The 24,684-nt window shown below is 61.2% G+C and carries 19 protein-coding genes; 2 read left to right on the forward strand and 17 right to left on the reverse strand.

The genetic code is table 11. The features are described from left to right. Positions 1-116: 116 nt before the first annotated feature. From FFI16_RS24290 to FFI16_RS24330, 9 genes are all read right to left on the reverse strand, one after another. Positions 117-1,001, reverse strand: a complete 885-nt coding sequence (locus tag FFI16_RS24290; protein WP_138817143.1) for a glycosyltransferase — start codon at positions 999-1,001, stop codon at positions 117-119. Continuing rightward, positions 998-2,152: a glycosyltransferase family 4 protein gene (locus tag FFI16_RS24295; RefSeq protein ID WP_138817144.1), complete on the reverse strand. Its 1,155-nt coding sequence runs from the start codon at positions 2,150-2,152 to the stop codon at positions 998-1,000. The genes FFI16_RS24290 and FFI16_RS24295 overlap by 4 nt, the downstream gene beginning before the upstream one ends. Continuing rightward, positions 2,149-3,033, reverse strand: coding sequence for a DUF6625 family protein (locus FFI16_RS24300; RefSeq protein ID WP_138817145.1), 885 nt, complete (start codon positions 3,031-3,033; stop codon positions 2,149-2,151). The genes FFI16_RS24295 and FFI16_RS24300 overlap by 4 nt, the downstream gene beginning before the upstream one ends. A 58-nt stretch (positions 3,034-3,091) precedes the next feature. Beyond that, complete coding sequence (locus FFI16_RS24305) at positions 3,092-4,507, reverse strand: PIG-L family deacetylase (RefSeq protein ID WP_138817146.1); 1,416 nt, start codon at positions 4,505-4,507, stop codon at positions 3,092-3,094. Continuing rightward, on the reverse strand, positions 4,504-5,400 hold the full coding sequence (locus FFI16_RS24310; protein ID WP_138817147.1) for an antimicrobial resistance protein Mig-14: 897 nt from the start codon (positions 5,398-5,400) through the stop codon (positions 4,504-4,506). Before FFI16_RS24310 ends, FFI16_RS24305 begins: the two co-directional genes overlap by 4 nt. Further along, positions 5,400-6,530, reverse strand: a complete 1,131-nt coding sequence (locus FFI16_RS24315; protein ID WP_138817148.1) for a glycosyltransferase — start codon at positions 6,528-6,530, stop codon at positions 5,400-5,402. The genes FFI16_RS24310 and FFI16_RS24315 overlap by 1 nt, the downstream gene beginning before the upstream one ends. After that, the gene (locus FFI16_RS24320) at positions 6,514-8,271 is read right to left on the reverse strand and encodes a carbamoyltransferase (protein WP_138817149.1); all 1,758 of its coding nucleotides are present in this window, start codon (positions 8,269-8,271) and stop codon (positions 6,514-6,516) included. The genes FFI16_RS24315 and FFI16_RS24320 overlap by 17 nt, the downstream gene beginning before the upstream one ends. 141 nt (positions 8,272-8,412) lie before the next feature. Then, positions 8,413-8,769: a YceK/YidQ family lipoprotein gene (locus FFI16_RS24325; protein WP_138817150.1), complete on the reverse strand. Its 357-nt coding sequence runs from the start codon at positions 8,767-8,769 to the stop codon at positions 8,413-8,415. A gap of 64 nt (positions 8,770-8,833) precedes the next feature. Then, positions 8,834-9,169, reverse strand: coding sequence for a YceK/YidQ family lipoprotein (locus FFI16_RS24330; RefSeq protein ID WP_138817151.1), 336 nt, complete (start codon positions 9,167-9,169; stop codon positions 8,834-8,836). 175 nt (positions 9,170-9,344) lie between these two features. Here FFI16_RS24330 and FFI16_RS24335 point away from each other — a divergent pair, with 175 nt between their 5' ends. Continuing rightward, positions 9,345-11,444, forward strand: coding sequence for a TonB-dependent receptor (locus tag FFI16_RS24335; RefSeq protein WP_138817152.1), 2,100 nt, complete (start codon positions 9,345-9,347; stop codon positions 11,442-11,444). 122 nt (positions 11,445-11,566) lie between these two features. On the opposite strand, the gene FFI16_RS24340 is transcribed toward FFI16_RS24335, so the two are convergent. The 8 genes from FFI16_RS24340 to glnE form a co-directional block, all read right to left on the reverse strand. Next, positions 11,567-13,009, reverse strand: a complete 1,443-nt coding sequence (locus FFI16_RS24340; RefSeq protein ID WP_138817153.1) for a lipopolysaccharide kinase InaA family protein — start codon at positions 13,007-13,009, stop codon at positions 11,567-11,569. After that, positions 13,009-13,761: a lipopolysaccharide kinase InaA family protein gene (locus tag FFI16_RS24345; RefSeq protein WP_138817154.1), complete on the reverse strand. Its 753-nt coding sequence runs from the start codon at positions 13,759-13,761 to the stop codon at positions 13,009-13,011. The genes FFI16_RS24340 and FFI16_RS24345 overlap by 1 nt, the downstream gene beginning before the upstream one ends. After that, entirely contained in the window at positions 13,758-14,492 is a 735-nt protein-coding gene (locus tag FFI16_RS24350) for a lipopolysaccharide kinase InaA family protein (RefSeq protein ID WP_138817155.1), read from the reverse strand. The genes FFI16_RS24345 and FFI16_RS24350 overlap by 4 nt, the downstream gene beginning before the upstream one ends. Continuing rightward, positions 14,492-15,298: a lipopolysaccharide core heptose(I) kinase RfaP gene (gene rfaP / locus FFI16_RS24355; protein WP_138817156.1), complete on the reverse strand. Its 807-nt coding sequence runs from the start codon at positions 15,296-15,298 to the stop codon at positions 14,492-14,494. The genes FFI16_RS24350 and rfaP overlap by 1 nt, the downstream gene beginning before the upstream one ends. Then, on the reverse strand, positions 15,295-16,419 hold the full coding sequence (locus FFI16_RS24360) for a glycosyltransferase family 4 protein (protein WP_138817157.1): 1,125 nt from the start codon (positions 16,417-16,419) through the stop codon (positions 15,295-15,297). Before FFI16_RS24360 ends, rfaP begins: the two co-directional genes overlap by 4 nt. Then, positions 16,419-17,480 (reverse strand): lipopolysaccharide heptosyltransferase I, encoded by a 1,062-nt coding sequence (gene waaC / locus FFI16_RS24365; RefSeq protein ID WP_138817158.1) that lies wholly within the window; start codon positions 17,478-17,480, stop codon positions 16,419-16,421. Before waaC ends, FFI16_RS24360 begins: the two co-directional genes overlap by 1 nt. A 1-nt stretch (position 17,481) precedes the next feature. Then, a complete protein-coding gene (waaF, locus tag FFI16_RS24370; RefSeq protein ID WP_138817159.1) occupies positions 17,482-18,516 on the reverse strand; it encodes a lipopolysaccharide heptosyltransferase II in 1,035 nt (344 codons plus the stop codon). A gap of 198 nt (positions 18,517-18,714) precedes the next feature. After that, positions 18,715-21,654, reverse strand: coding sequence for a bifunctional [glutamate--ammonia ligase]-adenylyl-L-tyrosine phosphorylase/[glutamate--ammonia-ligase] adenylyltransferase (glnE, locus tag FFI16_RS24375; protein ID WP_138817160.1), 2,940 nt, complete (start codon positions 21,652-21,654; stop codon positions 18,715-18,717). Positions 21,655-22,037: 383 nt separating this feature from the next. Here glnE and aceE point away from each other — a divergent pair, with 383 nt between their 5' ends. Then, complete coding sequence (gene aceE, locus FFI16_RS24380) at positions 22,038-24,683, forward strand: pyruvate dehydrogenase (acetyl-transferring), homodimeric type (RefSeq protein WP_138817161.1); 2,646 nt, start codon at positions 22,038-22,040, stop codon at positions 24,681-24,683. Position 24,684 lies beyond the last annotated feature (1 nt).

Here is a 24,684-nt window from a genome sequence, read left to right on the forward strand (position 1 = left end):
AAGGTGGGAGCGGGCTTGCTCGCGAATGCGCAGTGTCAGTCACCGAAGATGTCGACTGATCCACCGTATTCGCGAGCAAGCCCGCTCCCACAAAGTGTAATGATCTGACGTTGGTATCAGTCTTTTTCCAGCGGGGAAAAATACAGGCGGGCCAAGCCGCGCCACGTCTTCTTGTTCCAGGCCCGAAACGGGATCTGCGCCAGCAGCTCTCGCGCCAACGCACGGTTGCGGTTGGAGGTCTTGAGGAACATGGAGCTGAGGAATTTGTAACGCACCTCGTCATACAGCGGGTGATCACTGAACAACGCGTATGAGCGCAGGATGTTATCGATCATGAATCGATGATTCTTGTACGAATTGGTCGCGTGCTTGCGGTAGCGCGCCATCACCACGTTCAAACCATCGATGAAGTACCCGGCGTGGGTAATCTTCAACTCGATCAGCAAGTCTTCCAGGCGAATCTGCGGGTCAAACCCACCGACCTTTTCCAGCGCCTCGCGCCGGATCATCAGCGTAGGCGCCGGCGGGTAAGGTTTGCGCTCCAGGAACATGTCGTCGAAATCCAGGCGTCGAAACGGCACGTCACGGCGCTGGCGTTTCTCCGGGAACAACTCGCCCTGGGAGTCGATCAGCTCGATATTGCCCGCGCAGATACCCACCTCAGGCTTGCCATCCATATAGGCCACCTGGGTCGCAATGCGCTCGGGCATCATGATGTCGTCCGAACCGAACGGCACGATCAGTGGCCCCTGAGACCGCGCAATCGCGCCATTGAGGGTGTTGGTCAGCCCCTGGTTCTGCTGCACACGAAAGTCGAACTTGTGATGCTCCTGCAGACGGCGGATGCGCTCGACACTGTCGTCAGTCGAGCCATCGTCCACCACCAGCAGTTCGATATTGGGATAGGTCTGGTTCAACACACTGAGGATACTTTCCTCAATGTAGGGAGCATGGTTATACGACGCAATGATCACCGTGACCAAGGGCTGACTCTGGTTCATACATTCTTCCCGCGTGCTTGAGCCAACCCTGAATCAATCAGCTCCAGGTATTCCTGGCGGAACACCTCAATGTCATGTTGCGCCTGAAGGTACTGGTAGGCCTGCTCGCCTTTTTGTGCGAGTGCCTCGTCAGGCAGCGCCAGGTAAGTGTCCAGCGCCTGGGTCAGTTGGGGTACGTTGGCCGGCTCCACCGCCAGGCCGCCGGCGCCTTCGATCAACGGCAGCATGGCCGGCACGCTGGAGGCAATCACCGGCAGGCGCCCGCTCATGCCTTCCAGCAGCGCCAGGCCCAAGCCTTCTGCCAGCGAAGGCATTGCCCAAATGTCAAAGGCACGCACGTATTGCAGTGCGTTTTCCTTGAAGCCCAACAGGTGCACGCGTCCGCCCAGGCCAAGGCTCTGGATTTGCGTGGCCAGGTTGGCCTCTTCGCGCCCGGCGCCAATGATGGCCAACTGCGCGGTGGGGTATTTATCTTTCAGCGCCGCAAACGCCTGCAGCAAATAGGTGTGGCCTTTGACCGGCACCAGCCGGCCCAAGGCGCCGATCAACCGTACCGCAGGGTCGATGCCCAGCAACTCGCGCGCACGCGTGCGTGAATGCTGCAAGCCTTCGGCCTGCTCGATGTCGATGGCGTTGGTAATCGCGTAGGTATTCTGGTCGGTAAACCCGCACTGGCAATCGAGCAGGTACTGCTTGACCGCCGGCGACACGCCGACAAAACGCCAGTGCGCATCGATCCAGCGCTGCGCCTGCTTGCGGCGGTAGAGACGGTCATACTCGCCAAAACCGTGGGAGATGCCGATGCACAACGGGATCTTCAACCAGCGGTTGAGCTGCAACATCATGTTGACCGGCTTGAAGCGGTTGCACACCACCACGTCGAACTGTTCGCGGCGGCAGAACTTATACAGTTGCCACATGGCGCGCAGCCGCAAGCCTTTGAGCGACTTGTCGGAAAACTCGAAGTAGACCGACTTGGCAGCCCGGCTGACCGGCTCCCCAGGCGCAGGCTGGCCACGCAGGAACGCGGCGGTGACCTCGTAGCGCTCGGCAGGCAATGCCTTGACGATCTGCTCGGCCAGGTCGGCGAAGTCATGGGATTTAACATTGTAGTCAGGCTGCAGTTGCAGGACCTTGAAACGCCGACTCATAACTCTCCTCGATGGAAACCTGTGGCATCAACCACCCAGGTTGTTTCAGCCGCCAGCGTCTCGACGTACTCGGCGTCAGGCTCCGGTAGCAACGGCCATTGATTGCGTTTCCAGCAGACAAAATGGAAATACGGAAATTCCCGCTCACCATCCCTGTCATTGGTCAGCCGACCCTTGTTCCAGAACCATTGATGCGGGAAGCGATCACTGCCGTCGTGCCATTTGATCACACCACCGGGCGTACTGAACGCCTCGGTGAACTCACTGCGCCGACGCCATGGGTTGAACTTGCCGACCAACTCGAACAGCGGCTTGGGGAAATTCTTGCGCCACAGGAAAATCCGGCTGAAGGCGCCTTCATCCAGCGCATGATGCGCCTGATCGGTGAAACGTGCCTCCCAATCCTTGATCTGCATGAACGCATGCCGCTTCCTGGGGGTGTTACGCATCAGGCACAAATGCCCGGCTACCCGCCGCTCATGGGTTGAAAACAAGTCATAACTGGCCAACCGCTCGGCGGTGAAATACTCGCGCAGGTTGCCGTAGATCAGGTCCAGATCGCCAAACGCCCAGAAATCGTAGCCGGTGAGGCGGTCAGCGTGGATATGCCCCAGCGCCGGCTTGATGTCACACAGTTTGTACGGCGCCTGGGGCGCAAAGTTGATGTACAGCCGCCGGGAGACCAACGCGCAGTAATCGGCAAAGGTAATGCTTTCGATGCGGACATTGCTCGGCACATTGGCCGGCATCGGGCAGTCGCTGAACAGCAACCAGTCGACGTCGGCGTTGTGGCGGCAGCTTTCGAGGAAAAACGGCATCCAGAATGGCCAGCGGCCAAAGTAAGGAATAATAAAAAGGATGCGGGGGCACGGATTGCTCACGGGGGACTCACTGTCATTTTGTACTGGGGCGCGCTGCGCGCCACCACGTTGCTTAACGTTACTTGTGCTTGATGAACCAAAAGAGTTCATGGCGCCGAATGGCCTTGCGGAAAAACTCGTTCTCACCCCACGGCGAGACGGCTCTGCCCGCCAGCAGACGCTGTATGACCCGCCGCACCCGCCGTTTGAACGGCATCCGCGGCTGCAAATCATGCATCATGCCCAGCGACATGGCCTTTTCACACTGCCGCTCCTCCGATACCGGCAGGCAATATGGTTGCAAAATGTAAGCAGAATCGAAGCATGGCGGCAAAGCGACACTATTGCCCGAATCCCCCATCGGCCAGCGGTCGTTGTCATGCAGGTGGTTGGCGTAGCCGAGCAAGGTGGTCGGCTGCCATTCCAGGCCCTGCAAGGCTTCCAATACAGCTTGCTGAGCGCAGATATGGTCAGGGTGTGGATCGATCACCGGATGCGGCAACACGATGACCTCAGGTCGCGCCATCAACAGCACGGCACGCAGGTCCGCCAGCAGGTTGTTCCAGGTCGGCTGGCCATCGGCATCGGCGGGCAGCGGGAACGGGTTGAATTGGCGGAACAGGCGAATATCGCTCAACTCGGCTTCCCGCGACGCAATGGCACGCGCAGGCTCGGCTTTCATCGCCGCCAACTGCAGGCAAAAATACCCGAGCTGAACGCAATGCTCCTGCGGCACGCCAGCCCAGCGCGGCACGGCGATACTGTCCCAGGCACGCAACCGGCCCTTGAGGCGCGCCGCTTCAGGCTTGCCCAGGCCCATGTGCTGATAATGCTCGGCTTCGATCTCACCGGCGGTCAGCGTCACGATCCAGGGCTGTGCTGCCTGGCGGTACAGGCCAAAGGCAGCCAGTTCGGCATCGTCGGCATGCGGCGCAATCACCATTACCCGCTGCTGACGCACATCCGGCTGGCGGAACACCGACAGCACAGGCTCACCCTGTACCCGGCAAAACCGGCCACGCAACAGCAACTGCCCCGCCAGCAAGGCTTGCGCCTGGCCGGTGAGGTTGAGGTAGCGCAGGCCGTTGACGCCGCGCTCGAACACTTGGCGGTCACCGCCCGGCAATGCGACATACGGGTCGATAAAACGCCCCAGCAGGTTGCTCTTAAGGCGCAGCGCGAGGATCAAGGTCTCATCACCCGCCAGCTCCAGCGCCTGGCCCAGCACCAGCCGGCCCGCATCCAAAGACACCTTGGGCTGCTCGGTATCGGCGGCAAATTGATACTGATAGTCGTCCTTGGGCGAGTAAAACAGATGGTCGGCAAACCAGGCTTCATGGGCCACCCAAGCCAGTACCGCCAGCAGCAGCGGCAACCACCAGGCCACCAGTAAACCCACTGCAATCAGTACCAGCAGGCTGACCAGCAGCACGATGCGCTTATTGCGGCGATGGCGCTTGAGCAGCGCCTGCTTGCGACTTGTCGAGGCACTCATACCGTAAACACCGGCACGGGGTTGCACCAACGGTCCTTGTACTCGCGGTCCGCGCGGCCGAACGAGAAGCGCAAGGGCTTGCCGACTTCCCGCGCCTGCTCCCAGGCACTTTGCGTATTGAGGAAGCTCAGCACACTACCGGGGCTGAACGCGCGGGTTTCGGGGTCTACGCCGCCATTGATGTACTCGACGCTGATCCACTGCGGCGCTTCAACGCGATACACCAATTGCACGGCAATCGGCGCCTCGTTAAGAAAAATCACCGAACCGATCAGCCACTCACGCAACAGCTCGATCACCTGCGCCATATGCGCGGCACCAGTGGCGGCAAAGCCCCAGCGGCGCTGGAACAGGTCGCAGTAGATAGCCGCCAGCTCGGCGCTGGTGAAGTCCTGCACCGGCCGCACCACACCGCCCGCCTCTTCCAGCAGGCGCAATTCGCGGCGCTGGTTGTAGCGAAATTTTTTCGACAACTCTTCGGGGGTACGCGCCATGGCCAACTGTTCGGCCTGCAGCTTGATACCGGTAAAACCGCCTTCATTCAGGCCCGACAGGTAACGCGCGCGATGGCGCAGCGGCGCCTGGGCATCGGTGGCGGCCGGCAGGATCAACTCGGCGTTGCCGAGGTCGAACAAGCCTTTTTTGCCGTTGCGCTTGAGCACGTCCTTGGACAACGCCAGGTCGCGCCCCCAAGTTGCAATGCAGGCTTTAAGCTCGCCGCCCTGCTCCCAGGCCAGATAGCGCACTGGAATCTCGGCCAGCCCGGCCAGACGCTCGACCACCTGCGGATGGGTGGCGACACTGCCGCCAAAACGTTGCCAGGCGTCGCTGTAGGTCGGCGCGTCAACCACCGACCAGCCACGCTCGCGAAAGCCTTGGAATCGATTGAGCATCAAGCCCTCGCGGTCAGTTCGGTGACAGCAGGCAACTGCCAAAAAGTCTCGCGCACCGCCTGATCCGAAAACTGCTGGTGCAGGCGCTCAAGCATCATCTCGGCGCACTGCTGGTGTTGCTGACGGTCCATCGCGGCCAAGTGCCGAAGGCCCTGCCCCAAGTGGTCGGCATCGCCAAACGGAAACAGGATGCCCACGCCTTCAACCACTTCCCGCGCGCCGCCACACGACGTGGCGAGCAGCGGCACGCCGGCGGCCATGGCCTCCAGCAGCACCATGCCGAACGGCTCATGGTCGGAGCTCAGGGCAAAGACGTCGAACGCACGGAAATACCGGCGCGCATCCGGCACCTGGCCGAGGAACAGTACGTGCTCGGCAATGCCCAGCTCGCGCGCCAGCGACTTGAGGTCTTTCTCCAGGCGCCCGGTGCCGAGGATCGCCAACCGGCTCTGCGCCGGCAAATGCGGCAAGGCCAAGGCAAAGCCTTTGAGCAAGGTGGCTTGGTCCTTGTCCGGGTGCAGGCGGCCGACGTTGCCGACCACCCACTCATCCGGCGACAGCCCCAAGGCATCGCGCGCCTCATCGGCCGGCACCTGCAACGCTTGCATGGCCTGAACATCGATGCGGTTATACAAGGTCTGAATGCGTGCCGCGGGCCAGGCTGGCAGACAGCGGCGCATATCGTCACGCACCGCGTCAGATACGCCGAGCAGGCTCAGGCGCTTGCTGAAAATCGAGGCAAACAGCTTGCGGCTGCGGCGCTGATAATCACCAAAAGCATGATGCACACCGATCACTGGCAGGCGCGTACCGAGCAAGGCGATGTAGATCGGCTTGAACCGGTGGGCAATGCACAAGCTGAAGTTGCGTGACGCGGCGATCTTGCGCAGTTCACGGATGGCGCCCAGCTTGAGGCCACGAATGGCCTTGGAACTGAACTCCATGAACAGCACTTCATCAGAAGCGCAACCGGCGGCGACATCGGGGTCGGCGACCCCGGTGAGGAACACCGTGGTCACCTTGTAGCCTGTGCCTGCGAACAGGCTGGCGTACTGCCGCGCGCAGTCCAGGAACGGCCCGTCATAGCCGTGGCAGAACTGCAGGACGTGGCGTTCAGCCGACCGAGTCATAAGGGTCCACGCCGTCTTTGACGACCAGGATGTCTTCCATGATCAGGTATTGCAGGTCGGAGCCGAAGAACATGTCCAGCGCGTCTTTCGGCGAGCAGATCATCGCTTCGCCACGGCGGTTGAGCGAGGTGTTCAGCGACACGCCGTTGCCGGTCAATACTTCCAGCTCTTTCATCATGTCGTAGTAACGCGGGTTGTATTCGCGCTTGAGCACCTGGGCGCGGGAGGTGCCATCCTCATGGACCACTTCCGGCACGCGGGTTTTCCACTCTTCGGACACTTCAAAGGTGAAGGTCATGAACGGCGCCGGGTGATCGACCTTGATCATCAGTGGGGCCACGGTGTCGAGCATCGACGGGCAGAAAGGCCTCCAGCGCTCGCGGAACTTGATCTGGTGGTTGATGCGGTCAGCCACGCCGGTCGCGCTTGGGCAACCGATGATCGAACGACCGCCCAATGCACGCGGGCCAAATTCCATGCGGCCCTGGAACCAGGCCACCGGGTTGCCGTCGACCATGATCTTGGCGATGCGCTTGGGCATGTTTTCGATCTTGCGCCACACCGGCTTGCTTTCGTGCTTGGCGCACGCGGCAATCACGTCTTCGTTGCTGTAGGACGGGCCGAGATAGACGTGTTCCATCTTCTCCACCGGCACACCACGGGCGTGGGACACATAAGCCGCCGCGCCAACCGCAGTGCCGGCATCGCCGGACGCCGGCTGCACGAACAGCTCTTTAACGTCATCGCGGGCAATGATCTTCTGGTTCAGCTTGACGTTCAGCGCGCAACCACCGGCGAACGCCAGCTTGCCGGTGTCCTTGAGGATGTCGCCCAGGTAGTGGTCGATCATCTGCAAGGCCAGTTTCTCGAACAGCGCCTGCATGCTGGCCGCGTAGTGGATGTACGGCTCGTCGGCGATGTCGCCTTCGCGCTTGGGACCCAGCCACTCGATCAGTTTTGGCGAGAAGTAGAAACCCTTGCCCTTCTCTTTATAACGACGCAGGCCGATGACGTTGGCGTAGTCGGTGTTGATCACCAACTCGCCGTTTTCAAACGAGGCCAGGCGCGAGAAATCGTATTTGCTGGCGTCGCCATACGGCGCCATGCCCATGACCTTGAACTCGCCGTCGAGCATCTCGAAACCGAGGAACTCGGTGATCGCGCCGTACAGACCGCCCAGGGAGTCCGGGTCGTAGAATTCCTTGATCTTGTGGATCTTGCCGTTTTCGCCGTAGCCGAAGAACGTGGTGGCGTACTCACCTTTGCCGTCGATGCCCAGGATCGCGGTTTTTTCCTGGAAACCCGAGCAGTGGTAAGCGCTGGAGGCGTGGGCCAGGTGGTGTTCAACCGGTTCGATCTTGATTTTCTTCGGATCGAAGCCCAGTTGCTCCAGGCACCAGACGATCTTGTTGCGGTAGCGCTTGTAGCGACGGTTGCCCATCAGGATCGCGTCAAGGGCGCGGTCCGGGGCGTACCAGTAACGCTTGGCGTAGTGCCAGCGCGCCTCGCCGAACAGGCTGATCGGGGCGAACGGGATCGCCACCACGTCAACGTCGGAAGGCTTGATGCCGGCTTGTTCCAGGCAGAACTTCGCCGATTCGTAGGGCATGCGGTTCTTTGCATGTTTGTCGCGTACGAAGCGCTCTTCTTCGGCGGCCGCGATCAGCTTGCCGTCGATATACAGGGCTGCGGAAGGATCATGGCTAAGGGCGCCGGACAGGCCAAGAATCGTCAATGCCACTGGGGTCTAGCCTCTTTTAGTCTGCATGCAGGCGGGTTGCGCCTGAAAAAAGTGTGCCTCCCGCCTGAGCGAGAAACAGCTAAAGGGCGGGATTATAACTTAAAAGCAGAGGGAAGCTGTTAGCGGCAACCGGCAAGCGGGTTACTGGTAGATCTCGATGCTGCCGTCTTGGCTTTGGCGGTAGACGGTATAAGGCAGCACCAGCGTGTCCGCCAAGCCCGAGGCGATTGCCTCGATGGCAATGATGGGGAAAATACTGCTTTCGCGCTGCCCAAAGGTTGGGTCCTCTGCGCTCTTTTCGGGTTTGGGCTCGCTGTTCAAATAACAAAACCCGTACATCACACCGCTGTAGATACGCGGCACACTGCCACAGTGGCTGCGCGAATCCTTGAGGCTCTTGCTGGCCACGGCGTCGGGGCGGAATACGGTATTGATCGTTCCACACCCCGAAAGCACCAACACGGCGGCGACAAGCAGTACTTCGATTCCGCGATTCATCCACAACTCCCTTTGCCTGAAAGACTGAAACCGGGCCAGGCCGGCGCACTGATACCCGCTGTTGCTACGAGCGACCAGACCGCCAGTAAATGCCCATATTGCCCAGCGTGCTCTGCTGGTAGATCGTGTAGGGCAGCACCACGGTATCAACAATACCCGAGGCCGTCATATCCACCAGTACCAACGGTACCAGTACGCCCGTGAAATCCGGGGGCGCGTTGAGCAGGCAGAAGTTGAACGCCAGGCCGCTATAGGCGCGGGGAATGGACTCGCAGTAGGTCTTTTGTTTACGCAGCTCACGGGTCGCTGACAGGTCATCGCGAAACACCGTGTTCACGCTTGCGCACCCACTTAACGCCAATGAAAACACCCCCAGTGCAGCCGCCAGTTTTGTGCTCATGGCCAATCCCTCGAATAGTCGTCAGCCACGCTAGCATCAGGCGCCATGAACCCTCCGCTCGCAATTTCCCAGTGTTTCGTGGGAAATTTCCCGAGCAACAGCACTAACCAACTCGTTAAACTCTCGCCTCTTTTGCGCGTTTACAGCTTTAAGCGCCACGGATTCCGGCTGACTGATGAAAACCCTCGCCTGCTTTACCCTCCTGCTGCCCGGCCTGTTCGCTGTGTGTGACTCAGCCCTGGCTGAAGACACAGCCCTGACCCTTGACCCCAGCGTGGTCACCGGCTCGCGCAGCGCCAGCCCGACGTTCGACTTGCCCTATTCAGTCGACAGCATCAGCCATGAGCAAATCAGCGACGGCCAGCTCGGCATCAACGCCTCCGAAGCCCTGTCCCGCGTACCGGGCCTGGTGGTACAGAACCGCCAGAACTATGCCCAGGACCTGCAGATCTCCTCGCGCGGCTTCGGCGCGCGCTCGGCGTTTGGCGTGCGCGGTCTCAAGCTGATCGCCGACGGCATCCCAGCCAGCACCCCGGACGGCCAGGGCCAGGCGGCCACCTTCAACCTCGACACCGCCGAGCGCATTGAAGTGCTGCGCGGCCCGGCCGCCACCTTGTATGGCAGTAATGCCGGCGGCGTGATCCAGATGTTTTCCCGCGATGGCGAAGGCCCGCCGCGCATCGGCGCCGAAACCCTGGTGGGCAGCGACGGCATGAGCAAAAACCATCTCACCGCCGAAGGCGCGGCGAACGGCGCAGGTTTTGTGCTCGACGCTTCGCGCATGGACACCGATGGTTATCGCGACCACAGCAGCGCACGGCGCGACCAGACCTTTGCCAAGCTCAACTTGCAGCCGGATGACGACAGCAAGTTGGCGCTGATCTACAGCAGCCTGGAGCAAAACGGCACGCAGGATCCTTTGGGGCAGACCTGGGAAGCCTACAAAGCCGATCCGCGCTCGGTAGCGCCGGCTGCGTTGCAGTACAACACGCGAAAAAGCATCGATCATCAGCAGCTGGGCATGAATTACGAGCGCTACATTGGCGATGCGACGCTTCAGGTGAATGCATACACCGGGCGCAGGAGCGTGATTCAGTACCTGTCGATTCCGGCCTCATTCGCCAGTGGCGCGCCCAACCCGGCAAACGCTCGCGGCGGCGTAGTCGCGTTCGACCGCAAGTTCTACGGCGGCTCGGTCCACTGGCTGCAGCCCATCACCAGTGCCCCCGGCGAGTTGACCCTGATCACCGGCCTCGATTACGACCGCAGCCAGGATGACCGCCAAGGTTATTCCAACACCCTGGACGGCGTACACGGTGTCAAAGGCGCCCTGGGCCGCGACGAAATCGACACCGCCACCAGCCTCGACCCGTTCGTGCAAGCCAATTGGCTGCTGGGCGACTGGACGCTACAGGCCGGCCTGCGCCACAGCAGCATGAAGATGGACGTGGACGACCACTTCACCCGCGACGGCAATGACAGCGGCAGCAAGACCTACCAGAAGAACACGCCTTCGGTCAGCGTGATGTACGCCTTCACGCCGGACCTGCATGGCTATGTGAGCGCGGGCAAAGGCTTCGAAACCCCGACCCAGGCCGAGTCGGCCTATTCGAGTACTGCCAACGGCTTTAACTTTGCGCTCAAGCCGTCGGTCAGCAAGCAGTATGAAGTCGGCCTGAAAGCCAAGCTTGGCCAGGATAAGCGCCTAAATGCTGCGCTATTCCAGATCACGACTGACGACGAGTTGGTCGTGCAGCAATCCAGTGGTGGTCGCACCACCTACCAGAACGCCGGCAAAACCCTGCGCCGAGGTTTCGAGCTGGGCCTGGAAAGCCAGCTCAGCGAACAGTGGAGCACCACCCTCGCCTACACCCGCCTGCAAGCGACCTACGACAGCGACTTTACCAACAGCGGCAAGGCTATCGAGAAGGGCAACTACCTGCCCGGCGTACCGCAAACCACGCTCTTCGCCGAGCTGAACTGGAAGCCCCGCGACTGGGTCAGCACCGCCCTCGAAGGCCTGTACCGCAGCAAGGTCTATGTCGAAGACACCAACCAGCAACGCGCCGCGCCGGGCTACAGCGTGTTCAACTGGCGGGCACGCTTCGAACAGAAGGTGGAGCACTGGACCTTTCACCAGACGGTGCGCCTGGATAACTTGCTGGATCGCCAGTATGTGGGTTCGGTGATTGTTGGCGACGGCAACTTCCGCTACTACGAAGCCGCGCCGGGAAGGTCGTGGTATGCGGGGGCCGGGGCTGAGTATCAGTTCTGATGATCGTTCCCACGCTCCGCGTGGGAATGCATCCCGTGACGCTCCGCGTCACCTCGCACGGGGCTTGAGGAGCGGGACGCAGAGCGTCCGGGGCGGCATTCCCACGCTGAGCGTGGGAATGATCATTGCACCTGTTTGGGCAAACGCGCATCGATCAGTTGGTACAGCGCACTGCTCTCAGGCCAGTTACGCATAAACCGCGCGCGGTCCTTGGCGAACGCCGGCGCGAAACTCGCGGCCGAGCTGTGCTGACACATGGCGTCCAGGTCGATCAGCGCCCAGCGATCCTCGGCCCAGAACAGGTTATGGCCCTTGAAATCACCATGGCTGATGCGCTCGCGGATCAGCTCGGCGAACAAATGATCCAGGGCCAGCAGTTCATGCTCGGGCGCATCGCCCTTCTCAACATAGGGCGCAAAACGCCCGATGATGTCCGGCCCCGGCAGGTATTCAGTCACCAGGTAAGCCCGGCTGCGCAGCCACAAAAAGCGTTTTTCCAACACCGCCAGCGGCTTGGGCGTGGCGATGCCGAGGAACGCCAGGCGGTTGCCCTCGCGCCACGAATGCCAGGCCCGGCTGGGGCGCCAGAAGCGCTTGAGCCAATGGGCAAACCCCTTGATGTTATAGCGCTTGATAACCAGCGGCCGACCGCCCGCTTCGACCTTGGCAACCGTGGCCGCACCACCGGTTTTATACAAATGGCCTTGATCGAGCAGCGCGTCGGCCTGCTCCAGCACCGGCAGCATCGCCGCCTCTTCCTCACGACGAATCGCACGCAAGGCAAAGGCGCCACGCACCACGCTGAACAGCGTGCATTCACGGCCGACCTTGTTCAAAAAGTCTTTCAAGCGCCAGGCGCTGACCTTGCGTATCTGTTTTTCCAGGGCTTGCAGCGGCAAGGCATGTTCGCCGTTGCTCAGCAGGTAGTACACCAGCAATTCTTCGGTGAACGGCTCGAGGTTTTTCGGCAACTGGGCGAAGAACACGCCAAGGTTTTCCAGCACCCGGTTACGCGACAGCGGCTTGCCCGCCACCTCAACTCGAATCCCGGCACCGTCGATCAGGTACAGCTTGCCGTCCTGGCGCAGCAGGTTGTCCAGGTGCAGGTCTTCCTGCCACAAGCCTTTGGCGTGCATCTGCGCAATCGCGCCCAACGCCTCGGCGAGCACAGCGGTTTGTTCATCCGCCAATGGCGGCAAACCTTCGACCGCTTGCCAGGCATCGGCGAGGCTTTCGGCGCCTTCGATAAAATCAAACAGCAGCCAGCCGCCCTCGCCTTCCTGCAAGCCATCGGCCAGCAACTGTGGCGTGGTCAGGCCCTGTTCGGCCAGCAGGCGCACGCCGCTGAGTTCGCGCTGAAAATGCCGCGCGGCCTTGCTGCCCACCAGCAATTTGGCCAACACCGGGCGACCGCGCCAGACGGCGGCGCCCACGTAGCGTTCGCCCGGCAACACGCGCAACAGGTTAAGCAGTTGCAGCTGGCCGGCACCTGCGGCATCGGCCAGCTCGAGGGTCAGCGGCAGCTCGGGCGTGCGGCCGGCTTTTTTCAGTTCGGACAAGCGCATCAGCGCTTCTCCTTGTGGCTGCGCCGGGCCGTCAGGCGCTCGAACCAGGCGCCCACCAGCGTGCTGCCTTCAGGCTGATCCAGATATGCTGCCAGCAGTTGCCGCACTTGCGCATCCGACCACTGCGGCGCACGGCGCAGCAATGGCTCCAGATCCTTGACCCGATCACGCCGGCCGAACAACAGCGGGCGGGTTTTCTCCAGGTCGATCAACTGCGCGGCATAACCGTCTCCGAGCGGTTGCAGGAAAATATGCTTGGGGTAAAAACAGCCATGTACTTGCCCGACGCTGTGCAGGTGGCGCGCCAGCTGACCACAGGCCAGCAGGATCGCGCGCTGCTGGGCGTCACTCAGTTGCGGCCATTGTTCGAGCAATGAGTCCAGGTCATTCCAGCCGTCCAGGGCTCGGGTCAGCAGCATCGCGCGATGCTCGCCGGCCACCTTGCGCTCACCGAAAAACGCCGCCTGCAACGCTGGAATGCCCAGCTTGCGGTAGCGGCTGATATTACGGAACTCGCGGGCAAACGTCGGCTCGCCAAACGGCTTGGTGAGCGTGCGCGTCAGGTAGTTGCTCTGGCGCTTGAGGTAGTAACCCTGGCCTTCAAGCTCCAGGCGAAACACGCTGCTCCAGCCGCCGTCGCTGGTATTGGGTTCATCCACCGCGTCCAGTTGCCTGGCCCACAGCGCATCGAAGTCAGCCAGGCCGTGGCGCGCAAGCAATGCGCGATCATCGGCCGCCAGGAAATCAGTCATTCGCGCCCCTCGAAAAACTTCACCACATGGCGGATTCGCTGTTTGTCCGAAGCCGTCAGGTGCGTGCGTTGGCGGTATTGCATGTAGAAACGCAGGCGCTGGGTGGCCGACAAGTGATACTTGGCAACCTTGTCCAGACAGGCCAGGTCCTTGGTAATACGGTACTTGAGCCAGAAACCGCGCCAGAAATCGCCGTTGGGGCAATCGATCAGGTACAGCGTGCGGTTATCGTCAACCAGCAGGTTGCGCCACTTCAAGTCGTTATGGGTAAAGCGGTGCTCGTGCATCGTGCGCGTGTATTCGGCGAGCTGGCGGCTGATCACGTTGACCCACTGGGGGTCTTTCAAGCACGGATCGTTACGATCGGCCAGCACCGACAAATCTTCGGTCTTGGGCAGCTCGCGGGTGATCATCGCCCCACGCGCATAGGCCAGACCCTTGCGTTCCAGGCCCCAGGCCACCACGTCGGCGGTGGGAATCCCCCACTTGGCGAAGCGCTTGAGGTTCTGCCACTCGGATTTCACCCGAGGTTTGCCCAAGTAACGGCGCAGGCCCTTACCGGCACCGACGTAGCGTTTGACGTAGTAATTGACCCCACCACGCTCCACCCGAATCACTTCCGACAAGGGGTCGCGCGTCAGTCGCTCACCCTGCAAGGCAAACACCGCCTCCAGGCTGCCAAAGTCATCCGCCAGGGCGGCGTAAGCAGGTTCCAGGTTCCAACCCGCCATCAGATCGCATCCCCCAAGCGTTGCTTGCGCGCATACAGCTTGTCGGCCTTGCGCTGCAACAGGCTCAGGGACGCCGACTGCTCGGCCAGGATCTGGCGCAGCGGCTGGCGGAAGTAGCCTTTGAGGAAGCGCAACTTGTCGCGCTGAGTCAGGCCGATGTCCAGCGCCGAGTAGTACAGCGCGGACAAGTCCTTGTCGCGCCAGCGCAGCGGCAAGTGCGCGCGCAATTGGGCACGGTGCAGGTCGATTACCGAGAGCTTGATGGAGCGCGCATCGATCGGCTGGGCCGTATCCAGCAGGAAGTGGCACAGGTAGCAGTCGCGGTGGTTGACGCCGCCACGGTGCATGTCGCCGACCATGCGCGCCAGTTCGGCGGTGAGCGCATGACGCAATGCCGGTGCCGGCGGCTCGGCCACCCAGTTGACGGTCAGGTCTTCCAGGCTGATGGTCGGGGCCAGTTCTTCGGTGATGATGAACGAGTGCTGGTCCGCCGGGTTGCTGCCTTTTTCACCGAAAGCCACGCCGGTCATGGTCGGCACACCCAGTTCCTGCAGACGGTGGATGGCCGACCATTCCAGGCCGGCACCGAGCACCGGCAACTTGGCGGTGATCAGGTTCTTGAAGATCTCGCCCCAACCGATGCCACGGTGGATTTTCACGAAATACGGGCGGCCCTCCACCTCGGTACGCAAGGTGCGACGCGCCGCCAGTTCACGAAATACCTGGCCTTGCAGTTTCTCGACTTCGGCAAAGGCATCACGCCCGGCCCACAACGTCTTGAACGGTTCGGCAAGAATCAACTTCATCGTTTCGGCTCCGCCAGAATCACATCTGCCGCGTGCTGCGGCATGCTGTAGAGGTCGGCCGTCTCGGCGAAGGCCAACCCATTGCGGCCCCAGGCCGCGCGCTGTGCAGTGTCGGTAAGCATTCGGGACAGGTACTGGTTGAGCTGCGCTTGTTCAAACGGCTCATCCAGCACCAACCCGCTGTCGGCTTCAGCAATGTAGTGGGCATACCCACACACCGCCGAAACCAGCACCGGCAGCCCGGCCACCAGGGCTTCGAGCAACACGGTACCGGTATTTTCGTTGTACGCCGGGTGGATCAACAGGTCGGCACCCAGCAGGAAGCGCGGGATATCGCTGCGGCCCTTGAGGAACTGCACATTATCGCCCAGCCCTAACGTGGCGCTCTGCAATTGAAATACTTTGGGGTCGTCCTGGCCAATTACAAACAGGCGCGTGCGTTTTTTAAGCTCGGCCGGTAGCGCGGCCACGGCCTTGAGGCTGCGGTCGACGCCCTTGGTCTTGAAGCCGGAACCGATTTGCACCAGCAGCAACTCGTCGTCGCGCAGGTTGAATTCCTTGCGGAAACCTTCGCGAATTTCAGCCGCATTCGGCGGCGCGCGACGGTCCTGGGCAATGCCCGGCGGCAACAGATGGAAGCGCTCCAGCGGCGTGTCGTAATGCTTGATGAACAGCGGTTGCTGCACTTCGGAGATCATCAACACTTCGGTCTTGGCGTCCTTGGCGAACACCGCACGCTCGTACTCGGCAAAGTGCTTGTAACGGCCAAAGCTCTTGTACAGCGAGTGGCGCAGGTTTTGCGCCTTGTCTTCAAAGCAGCCGTCGGCGGCGTAGTACACATCCAGGCCGGGCATTTTGTTGAAGCCGATCAAGCGGTCGACCGGGCGCTTGGCCAGGTCGGCGTCCATCCAGGCCAACAGCTTCTCGTTGCGCCGATGGTTGAAGAACGCCTTGACCGGCGCCACCAGCACTTCAAAGCCGGGCGGAATGTCGCCTTCCCAGATCAGCGTGTAGACCCGAATCTTATGCCCGCGCTGCTGGCACTCCAGGGCGATGCGCATGAAGTCGCGCTGCAGGCCACCGAAGGGGAAGTATTTGTACAAAACAAAAGCCAGTTGCATCAGTGCAGCTCCTCAGCCAATAACAACGTGCTCAGTCGGCTTGCCACACGCTCAGGGTTCAAGCGCGTGAAGCACAGGGGCGACTCGCGCTTGATGTCGAACCGACGCAGGTCGTCGGCCGTCGGTTGATAGGTACAGGTTTTTTGCAGGCACGGCGCGCACGGGAAGTCGCTGGCCAAGTGAATCTGGCCCTTGCCGTAGGCGCCGGTCAGGCCCGGGTTGGTGGGGCCGAACAGGGAGATGGTCGGCACGTCCAACGCGGCGGCCAAATGCCCCAGGCCCGTGTCCACCGCCACACAGGCGCGGGCACCGGCCAGTACCCGGGCGACGCCGGCCAGGTTGAGCTTGGGCAGCACTTCGGCGTTTTGCAGGCCTTGGGCCAAACGCTCGGCGCGGGCTTTTTCGGCGGCATTGCCCCATGGCAATTTCACGTCCACGCCCAGGCGGCCCATGCGTTCGGCCAGCTCACGCCAGTAGGCTTCGGGCCAGTGCTTGGTGTCCCAGGTGGTGCCGTGCAGCAGCAGTACAAAGGGTTTTTTCGGCGGCAGGCCGAGCAACTTGTCGACGCTGAGGCCGTAGTCGCCCAGGCCTTTGGGCAAGTCATAACCCAACGCCACGGCGAACAGCTGGCGCAAGCGTTCTACCGCATGCTGCCCACGGGCCACGGCCAACCGGCGCGAGTAGAAACGCGCAGCCATGGGCTCACGGGCAGAGTTTTTATCGAAACCGGCCACCGGCGCGCGTACATAACGCGTCAGCCAGGCGCTTTTGAGCAGCCCTTGGGCATCGATCACCAAATCGTATTTGGTCGACTGCACGCTTTGCTTGAAGCGCCGCCACTCACCGCTCTTGATGGTTTGCCAGATGTTTTTACGCCAGCGACGAATCGCCACCGGGATCACTTTGTCCACGGCCGGGTGCCAGGTGGGAATCTCGGCAAAGCCTTCTTCCACCACCCAGTCAAAGCGGATGCCAGGGATCGCCCGCGCCGCGTCGGTCAGTGCTGGCAACGCATGGATCACATCGCCCAGGGATGAGGTCTTGACTACCAATACGCGCAAACTAATGGACCTCAACCACAGAACCCTGCAACCGCTGCAAGGCTTCGTTGACCGGCTGCGGCAGCAACTGGCGCATGCAGTTGTAATGGCCAAAACGGCAGGTACGCTCAAAGCACGGGCTGCAATCCAGGCCCAGACGCACCACTTCAACCTTGTCGGCCAAAGGCGGGGTAAAACCGGGCGACGTCGAGCCATACACCGCCACCAATGGGCGGTTCAGCGCGGCGGCCACGTGCATCAGGCCGGAGTCGTTGGACACCACCGAATCGGCGCAGGAGAGTAAATCGATAGCCTCGGCCAGCGACGTATCGCCACTGAGGTTCACCGCTTCTTCACGCAGGCCGGGGATCAGGCGCTGGCGAATGTCTTCGCCCACCGGGTGGTCCTTCTTCGAACCAAACAGCCACACCTGCCAGCCTTCGCGAATCTTCATCTCGGCGACTTTGGCGTAATGCTCCGACGGCCAGCGTTTGGACTCGCCAAACTCGGCGCCGGGGCACAGCGCCAGCACGGGACGGTCAAGTGCCAGGCCGAACTTGGCCAGCGCCGCGTCACGGCTCACCGGATCGATCTGCAGGCTGGGGCGCGGGTACGGCGTGGGCAACTCGGCGCCGGGCTCGTAGGCCAGCGCCATGAAGCGTTCGATCATCAGCGGGTAGCGCGCCTTGTCGAGGGTGCGCACGTCATTGAGCAACACGTAGCGAAATTCGCCGCGCCAGCCGGTACGTTCAGGGATGCCGGCAAAGTACGGCACCAGCGCCGACTTGAGCGAGTTGGGCAGCAAAATCGCCTGGTCGTACTGGCCGACCATGGATTTGCCGATACGCCGACGCGTCGCCAATTCGAGGGCGCCGTGGCCGAGCGGGAAGCTCAAGGCCGCGCGCACCTCGGGCATGCGCTCAAGGATCGGCCGGCTCCACTCAGGGGCGAGCACGTCGATTTGGCAGTCGGGATGGCGTTGCTTGAGGCACTGGAACAGTGTCTGCGCCATCACCATGTCACCGACCCAACTAGGCCCAACGATCAGAATATTCATGTAGTTTCCACAAACGATGCGGGGAGGCTTATGCCTCCCCGCATCGACAATGATTGTAGATCGCGCTTTGTGTGGGAGCTGGCGTGCCTGCGTTGGCATCGCTTCGGTATGGCTGAAGTACCGAGGCGCCTGCATCGCGGGCAAGCCCGGCTCCCACATAAAGCCGATTTCCACATTAAATTGGAGCCACTTAATTAATCAGCTTAACCCCAGTTCATTCCAGATGCGCTTCACCTGGCGCCGCTCGTCGGCGAACTGATCCCCGGCAACCGTGCCGGCCTCGTTTTGCAAGGCTTGGCGGTGCGCGGCGGAACGGTAGGCCTTATACACCTCACGCAGCAGATGGGCATCGGCGGCGGGCATCAGCCCGACCTGCTCCAAGCCTTCCAGAATGCGGATATTGTCGGTATAGCGCAGCAACGATGGATGTTGCGCAGACCACGCCAAAGCCGCGTATTGCACCATAAATTCAATATCGACGATACCTCCCGCGTCTTGCTTGAGGTCGAACACGGTCGTCGGCTCGAAGGCATTCGCAGCCGTGCCGGCAGCCGTAGCCTTGGTGCCCAGGTTGTCGCGCATCTTGGCGCGCATCTCGCTGACCTCCTGGCGCAGCTTCGCCAAGTCACGTTCGCGCCCCAGCACTTTAGCCCGGACGTGTTCAAACGCATGGCCCACATCCTGGCTGCCCACCAGCACCCGCGCGCGGATCAGCGCCTGATGCTCCCAGGTCCAGGCTTCATTTTCCTGGTAGCGCTCAAACGCCCCAAGCGAACTGACCAACAACCCGGAGGCGCCGGAAGGTCGCAGGCGCATATCCACTTCATACAACTGCCCGGAGTTGGTCTGGGTGGTGAGCAAGTGAATGATGCGCTGGCCCAGGCGCGTGAAGAACTGCGCGCCGTCGATGGGTTTGGCGCCGTCGGTCTCGGCCTGCGGGTCGCCGTCGTGGATGAACACCAGATCAAGGTCCGAGCCATGCCCCAGCTCAATGCCGCCGACTTTGCCGTAACCCACAATAATGAACCCTGGGTCGCACAGACTGCCGTCCACGCGCTGTGGCGAGCCATGGCGGGCGACCGTCTGGCGCCAGGCCAGGGCCAGCACTTGTTCGAGGATAGCTTCGGCCAGCCAGGTCAAATAGTCGCTGACCTTCATCAATGGCAGGCTGCCGGCGATTTCCGAGGCGGCTACACGCAGGCGGTGGGCCAGTTTGAAGTGCCGCAAGGCTTCCATCTGTTGCTCAAGGTCATCCTCGGGAATGCGTGTGAGGCGCTCACGCAGCTCAGCGGCGAGTTCCGGCGCCAACGGTGGCTTGAACAGGCGGCCTTCATTGAGCAACTCGTCGAGCAGCAGCGGGAAACGCGTGATTTGCTCGGCAATCCACGGGCTGGCGGCGCACAGCGTCAACAAGCGGCGCAGGGCGTCGGGGTTTTCGGTCAACAGCACCAGGTAAGCAGAACGTCGCGCCACGGCTTCCACCAACGGTAGCACGCGTTCGAGTACCAGATCCGGGTTAGCGTGCTCGACGGCCTGGGCCAGCAGGCGCGGGATAAAGGCGTCGAGCCGCTCGCGACCAAGGCGCTGCATGGCGCGCAACTGCGGGCTGCCGCGTAGGCCAGCCAGGGCTTTGAGGGCTTTGGGCGCGTCGGTAAAACCGCCCTCGGCCAGCTGGCGGCAAGCGGCGTCTTCGTCCTGGGACTCTTCCCACAACGGCAACCACTCCCCGCCCACCACCAGCTCGCTTTCTTCACCTTCTTCTTCGTCAGGATCAGCAATCACCTGACGGAAGTGCCAGTCCACACGGCCACGCCAATACATCAGCCGCTCATGGAACGCGGCCCAGTCGGCAAAGCCCAGCATAAAGGCGATGCGCGCCTGATCTTCCGGGCTGTCCGGCAGCATTTGCGTCTGACGGTCGGCAATCGCCTGGATCGCGTGCTCGGTATAGCGCAGGAATTCATAGCCATTGCGCAGCTCGGCGATCACTGCAGGCGGCAAGTAGCCCTGGCCTTCAAGCGTGCCGAGCACCATGAGCAACGGCCGCTGTTGCAAACTCAGGTCGCGGCCGCCATGGATCAACTGGAACGCCTGGGCGATAAATTCTACTTCGCGGATGCCGCCCGAGCCCAGCTTGATGTTCTCGGCCATGCCCTTGCGCCGCACTTCCTGCTGGATCAGCTGCTTCATGGTGCGCAGCGCTTCAATCGCAGAAAAATCCAGGTAACGGCGGTAGACGAACGGGCGCAGCATATCCAGCAATTGCGCACCGGCCACCTGGTCGCCGGCCACCACGCGCGCCTTGATCATGGCGTAGCGTTCCCAGTCGCGGCCTTGATCCTGGTAGTACTGCTCCAGCGCATTAAAGCTGAGCAGCAACGCACCGGCCGAGCCATAGGGCCGCAGGCGCATGTCGACACGGAAGACAAAACCATCGACCGTCATCGGGTCGAGCGCCTTGATCAATTTTTGACCAAGGCGAATGAAAAACTCCTGATTGTCCAGCGCGCGCTTCACGCCCACCGTTTCGCCGCCTTCGGGGTAGGCGAAGATCAAGTCGATGTCCGACGAAAGGTTTAACTCCACCGCGCCGAGCTTGCCCATGCCGAGGATGACCATGTGCTGGGCTTCGCCGCTGCGCCGGCCGGTGGGCGTGCCGAACTGCACGCAGTGGCGTTGGTACAGCCACTGGTAGGCCTGGTCGATGCTGGCGTCGGCCATGTCGGAGAGGTCACGGCAGGTTTGCACCAGGTCCGCCTGTCGGGTCAGGTCGCGCCAGATAATGCGCACTTGCTGGCGCGTGCGTTGGCGGCGCAGCACCCGGCCCAACTCATCTTCTGTTTCGGCCTGTTGCACGGCACCGGCGATCTGGCTGCACAGCTCACCGGGCGCAAAGCCTCGGTCCAGCTCGCCCCAGGCCACCAGCTCAAGCAACATCAAAGGGTCACGAAGGCTCTGTTCAATGACGAAATCACTGGCGGCGCACACCCGGGCAAAGTCGGCCCACCGTTGCGGCGTCCACGCAGAAAGTCCATGATCGGCGTCCAGCGCGGCCACTGCGTCACGAAATGACTGCTCGGCCCGCTGGGCAAAAGGCAAGAGAATGGCCGGCAGTTCGGCCAGCGTTGGAAGGCTCATGGTCTATCCTTGATCGGCGCGCAAAAGGTGGGTTGTTGTGAAGGCAAGAACCACGCTTGGTGAAGGACTGTCGAACAAAGGTTAGAAATAGCTGAAATTAATTTCATCTTGGCAGCCAACATCAAACTTTCACCTTTTCTTGTTCGCAAATGATCAACAATAACGATTATGCTCACCAGCCAGACCGAGCCATACGCTCAGTCTTGTGTAGTTTTACTACTCGTATATACATTCGAAAGGCTGAAATGGCCGACGATTTGTAGTAAAACTACAGGACGCCGAAGCAACCTTCGGCCATCCAAGAATTTATGTCGTCTGCCCACAAGGCCAGTCGCAAACTTCAGGCAACCGATTCTGGTAGCCTTTCCGCCCTGGAGCAAGCCATGCAAGACCTCGATCCCGTCGAAACCCAGGAATGGCTGGACGCCCTGGAATCGGTTCTCGACAAAGAAGGCGAAGACCGTGCTCACTATTTGATGACCCGTATGGGCGAACTCGCGACCCGCAGCGGCTCGCAATTGCCTTACGCCATCACCACGCCATACCGCAACACCATCCCCGTTACCCACGAAGCACGCATGCCTGGCGACCTGTTCATGGAACGCCGCATTCGCTCGCTGGTACGTTGGAACGCCATGGCGATGGTAATGCGCACGAACTTGAAAGATTCTGACCTGGGCGGTCACATCTCCAGCTTCGCCTCCAGCGCAACCCTGTATGACATAGGCTTCAACTACTTCTTCCAGGCCCCGACCGACGAACACGGCGGCGACCTGATCTACTTCCAGGGCCACACCTCGCCAGGCGTCTACGCCCGTGCGTTCATGGAAGGCCGCATCACCGAAGAACACATGAACAACTTCCGCCAGGAAGTGGACGGTAACGGCCTGTCGTCGTACCCGCACCCTTGGCTGATGCCTGATTTCTGGCAGTTCCCGACAGTATCCATGGGCCTTGGCCCGATCCAGGCGATCTACCAGGCACGTTTCATGAAGTACCTGGAAGCCCGTGGCTTCATCCCTGAAGGCAAGCAGAAGGTCTGGTGCTTCCTGGGCGACGGCGAGTGTGACGAGCCGGAATCCCTGGGCGCCATCTCCCTGGCTGGCCGCGAGAAGCTCGACAACCTGATCTTCGTCATCAACTGCAACCTGCAGCGCCTCGACGGCCCGGTTCGCGGCAACGGCAAGATCATCCAGGAACTCGAAGGCGTGTTCCGCGGTGCTCAGTGGAACGTGACCAAAGTCATCTGGGGCCGTTTCTGGGACCCACTGCTGGCCAAAGACGTCGACGGTATCCTGCAACGTCGCATGGACGAAGTCATCGACGGCGAGTACCAGAACTACAAAGCCAAAGACGGCGCGTTCGTACGTGAACACTTCTTCAACTCGCCAGAACTCAAGGCGATGGTTGCAGACCTGTCCGACGACGAGATCTGGAAACTCAACCGTGGCGGCCACGACCCGTACAAGGTCTACGCGGCGTACCACGAAGCGGTCAACCACAAAGAACAACCGACCGTCATCCTGGCCAAGACCATCAAAGGTTATGGCACTGGTGCCGGCGAAGCGAAGAACACCGCGCACAACACCAAGAAAGTTGATGTTGAAAGCCTGAAGCTGTTCCGTGATCGCTTCGACATCCCGGTCAAGGACGAAGAGCTGGAGAACCTGCCGTTCTTCAAGCCGGAGCCAAACAGCGCCGAAGCCCGCTACCTCAGCGAGCGTCGCACTGCACTGGGCGGTTTCGTGCCACAGCGCCGCGCCAAGTCTTTCGACATTCCTACACCGCCACTCGATACCCTCAAGGCTATCCTGGACGGCTCGGGCGACCGTGAAATCTCCACCACCATGGCCTTCGTGCGCATCCTGGCGCAGTTGGTCAAGGACAAGGAAATCGGTTCGCGTATCGTCCCGATCATCCCGGACGAAGCCCGTACCTTCGGTATGGAAGGCATGTTCCGTCAGTTGGGCATCTACTCCTCCGTCGGCCAGCTCTACGAGCCAGTCGATAAAGACCAGGTGATGTTCTACAAGGAAGACAAGAAGGGCCAGATCCTCGAAGAAGGCATCAACGAAGCGGGCGCCATGAGCTCCTTCATCGCTGCCGGTACTTCGTACTCCAGCCACAACCAGCCGATGCTGCCGTTCTACATCTTCTACTCGATGTTCGGCTTCCAGCGTATCGGCGACCTGGCGTGGGCAGCAGGCGACAGCCGTACCCGTGGCTTCCTGATCGGTGGTACTGCCGGCCGGACCACGCTGAACGGCGAAGGCCTGCAACACGAAGACGGTCACAGCCACATCCTGGCTGCCACCATCCCGAACTGCCGCACCTTTGATCCAACCTACGGCTATGAGCTGGCGGTGATCATCCAGGACGGCATGAAGAAGATGACCGAAGAGCAGCAGGACGTTTTCTACTACATCACCGTGATGAACGAGTCCTACCAGCAACCTGCCATGCCGGCCGGTGTTGAGGAAGGCATCATCAAGGGCATGTACCTGCTCGAAGAAGACACCAAGGAAGCGGCGCACCACGTGCAACTGATGGGCTCCGGCACCATCCTGCGTGAAGTGCGTGAAGCGGCGAAGATCCTGCGTGAAGAGTTCAACGTCGGCGCTGACGTGTGGAGCGTTACCAGCTTCAACGAACTGCGTCGCGACGGCCTGGCGGTGGAGCGCAACAACCGCCTGCACCCAGGTCAGAAACCAGCCAAGAGCTACGTCGAAGAGTGCCTGGCCGGCCGTAAAGGTCCAGTCATTGCCTCTACCGACTACATGAAGCTGTTTGCTGAACAGATTCGCCAGTGGGTCCCGTCCAAGGAATTCAAAGTCCTGGGCACCGACGGTTTCGGCCGCAGTGACAGCCGCAAGAAGCTGCGTCACTTCTTCGAAGTTGACCGTCACTTCGTGGTGTTGGCAGCCCTGGAAGCCTTGGCTGACCGTGGTGAGATCGAACCTAAGGTGGTGGCTGACGCTATCGTCAAGTTCGGCATCAACCCGGAAAAACGCAACCCACTGGACTGCTGAG

The sequence above is a fragment of the Pseudomonas sp. KBS0710 genome, assembly GCF_005938045.2.
GTDB lineage: Bacteria > Pseudomonadota > Gammaproteobacteria > Pseudomonadales > Pseudomonadaceae > Aquipseudomonas.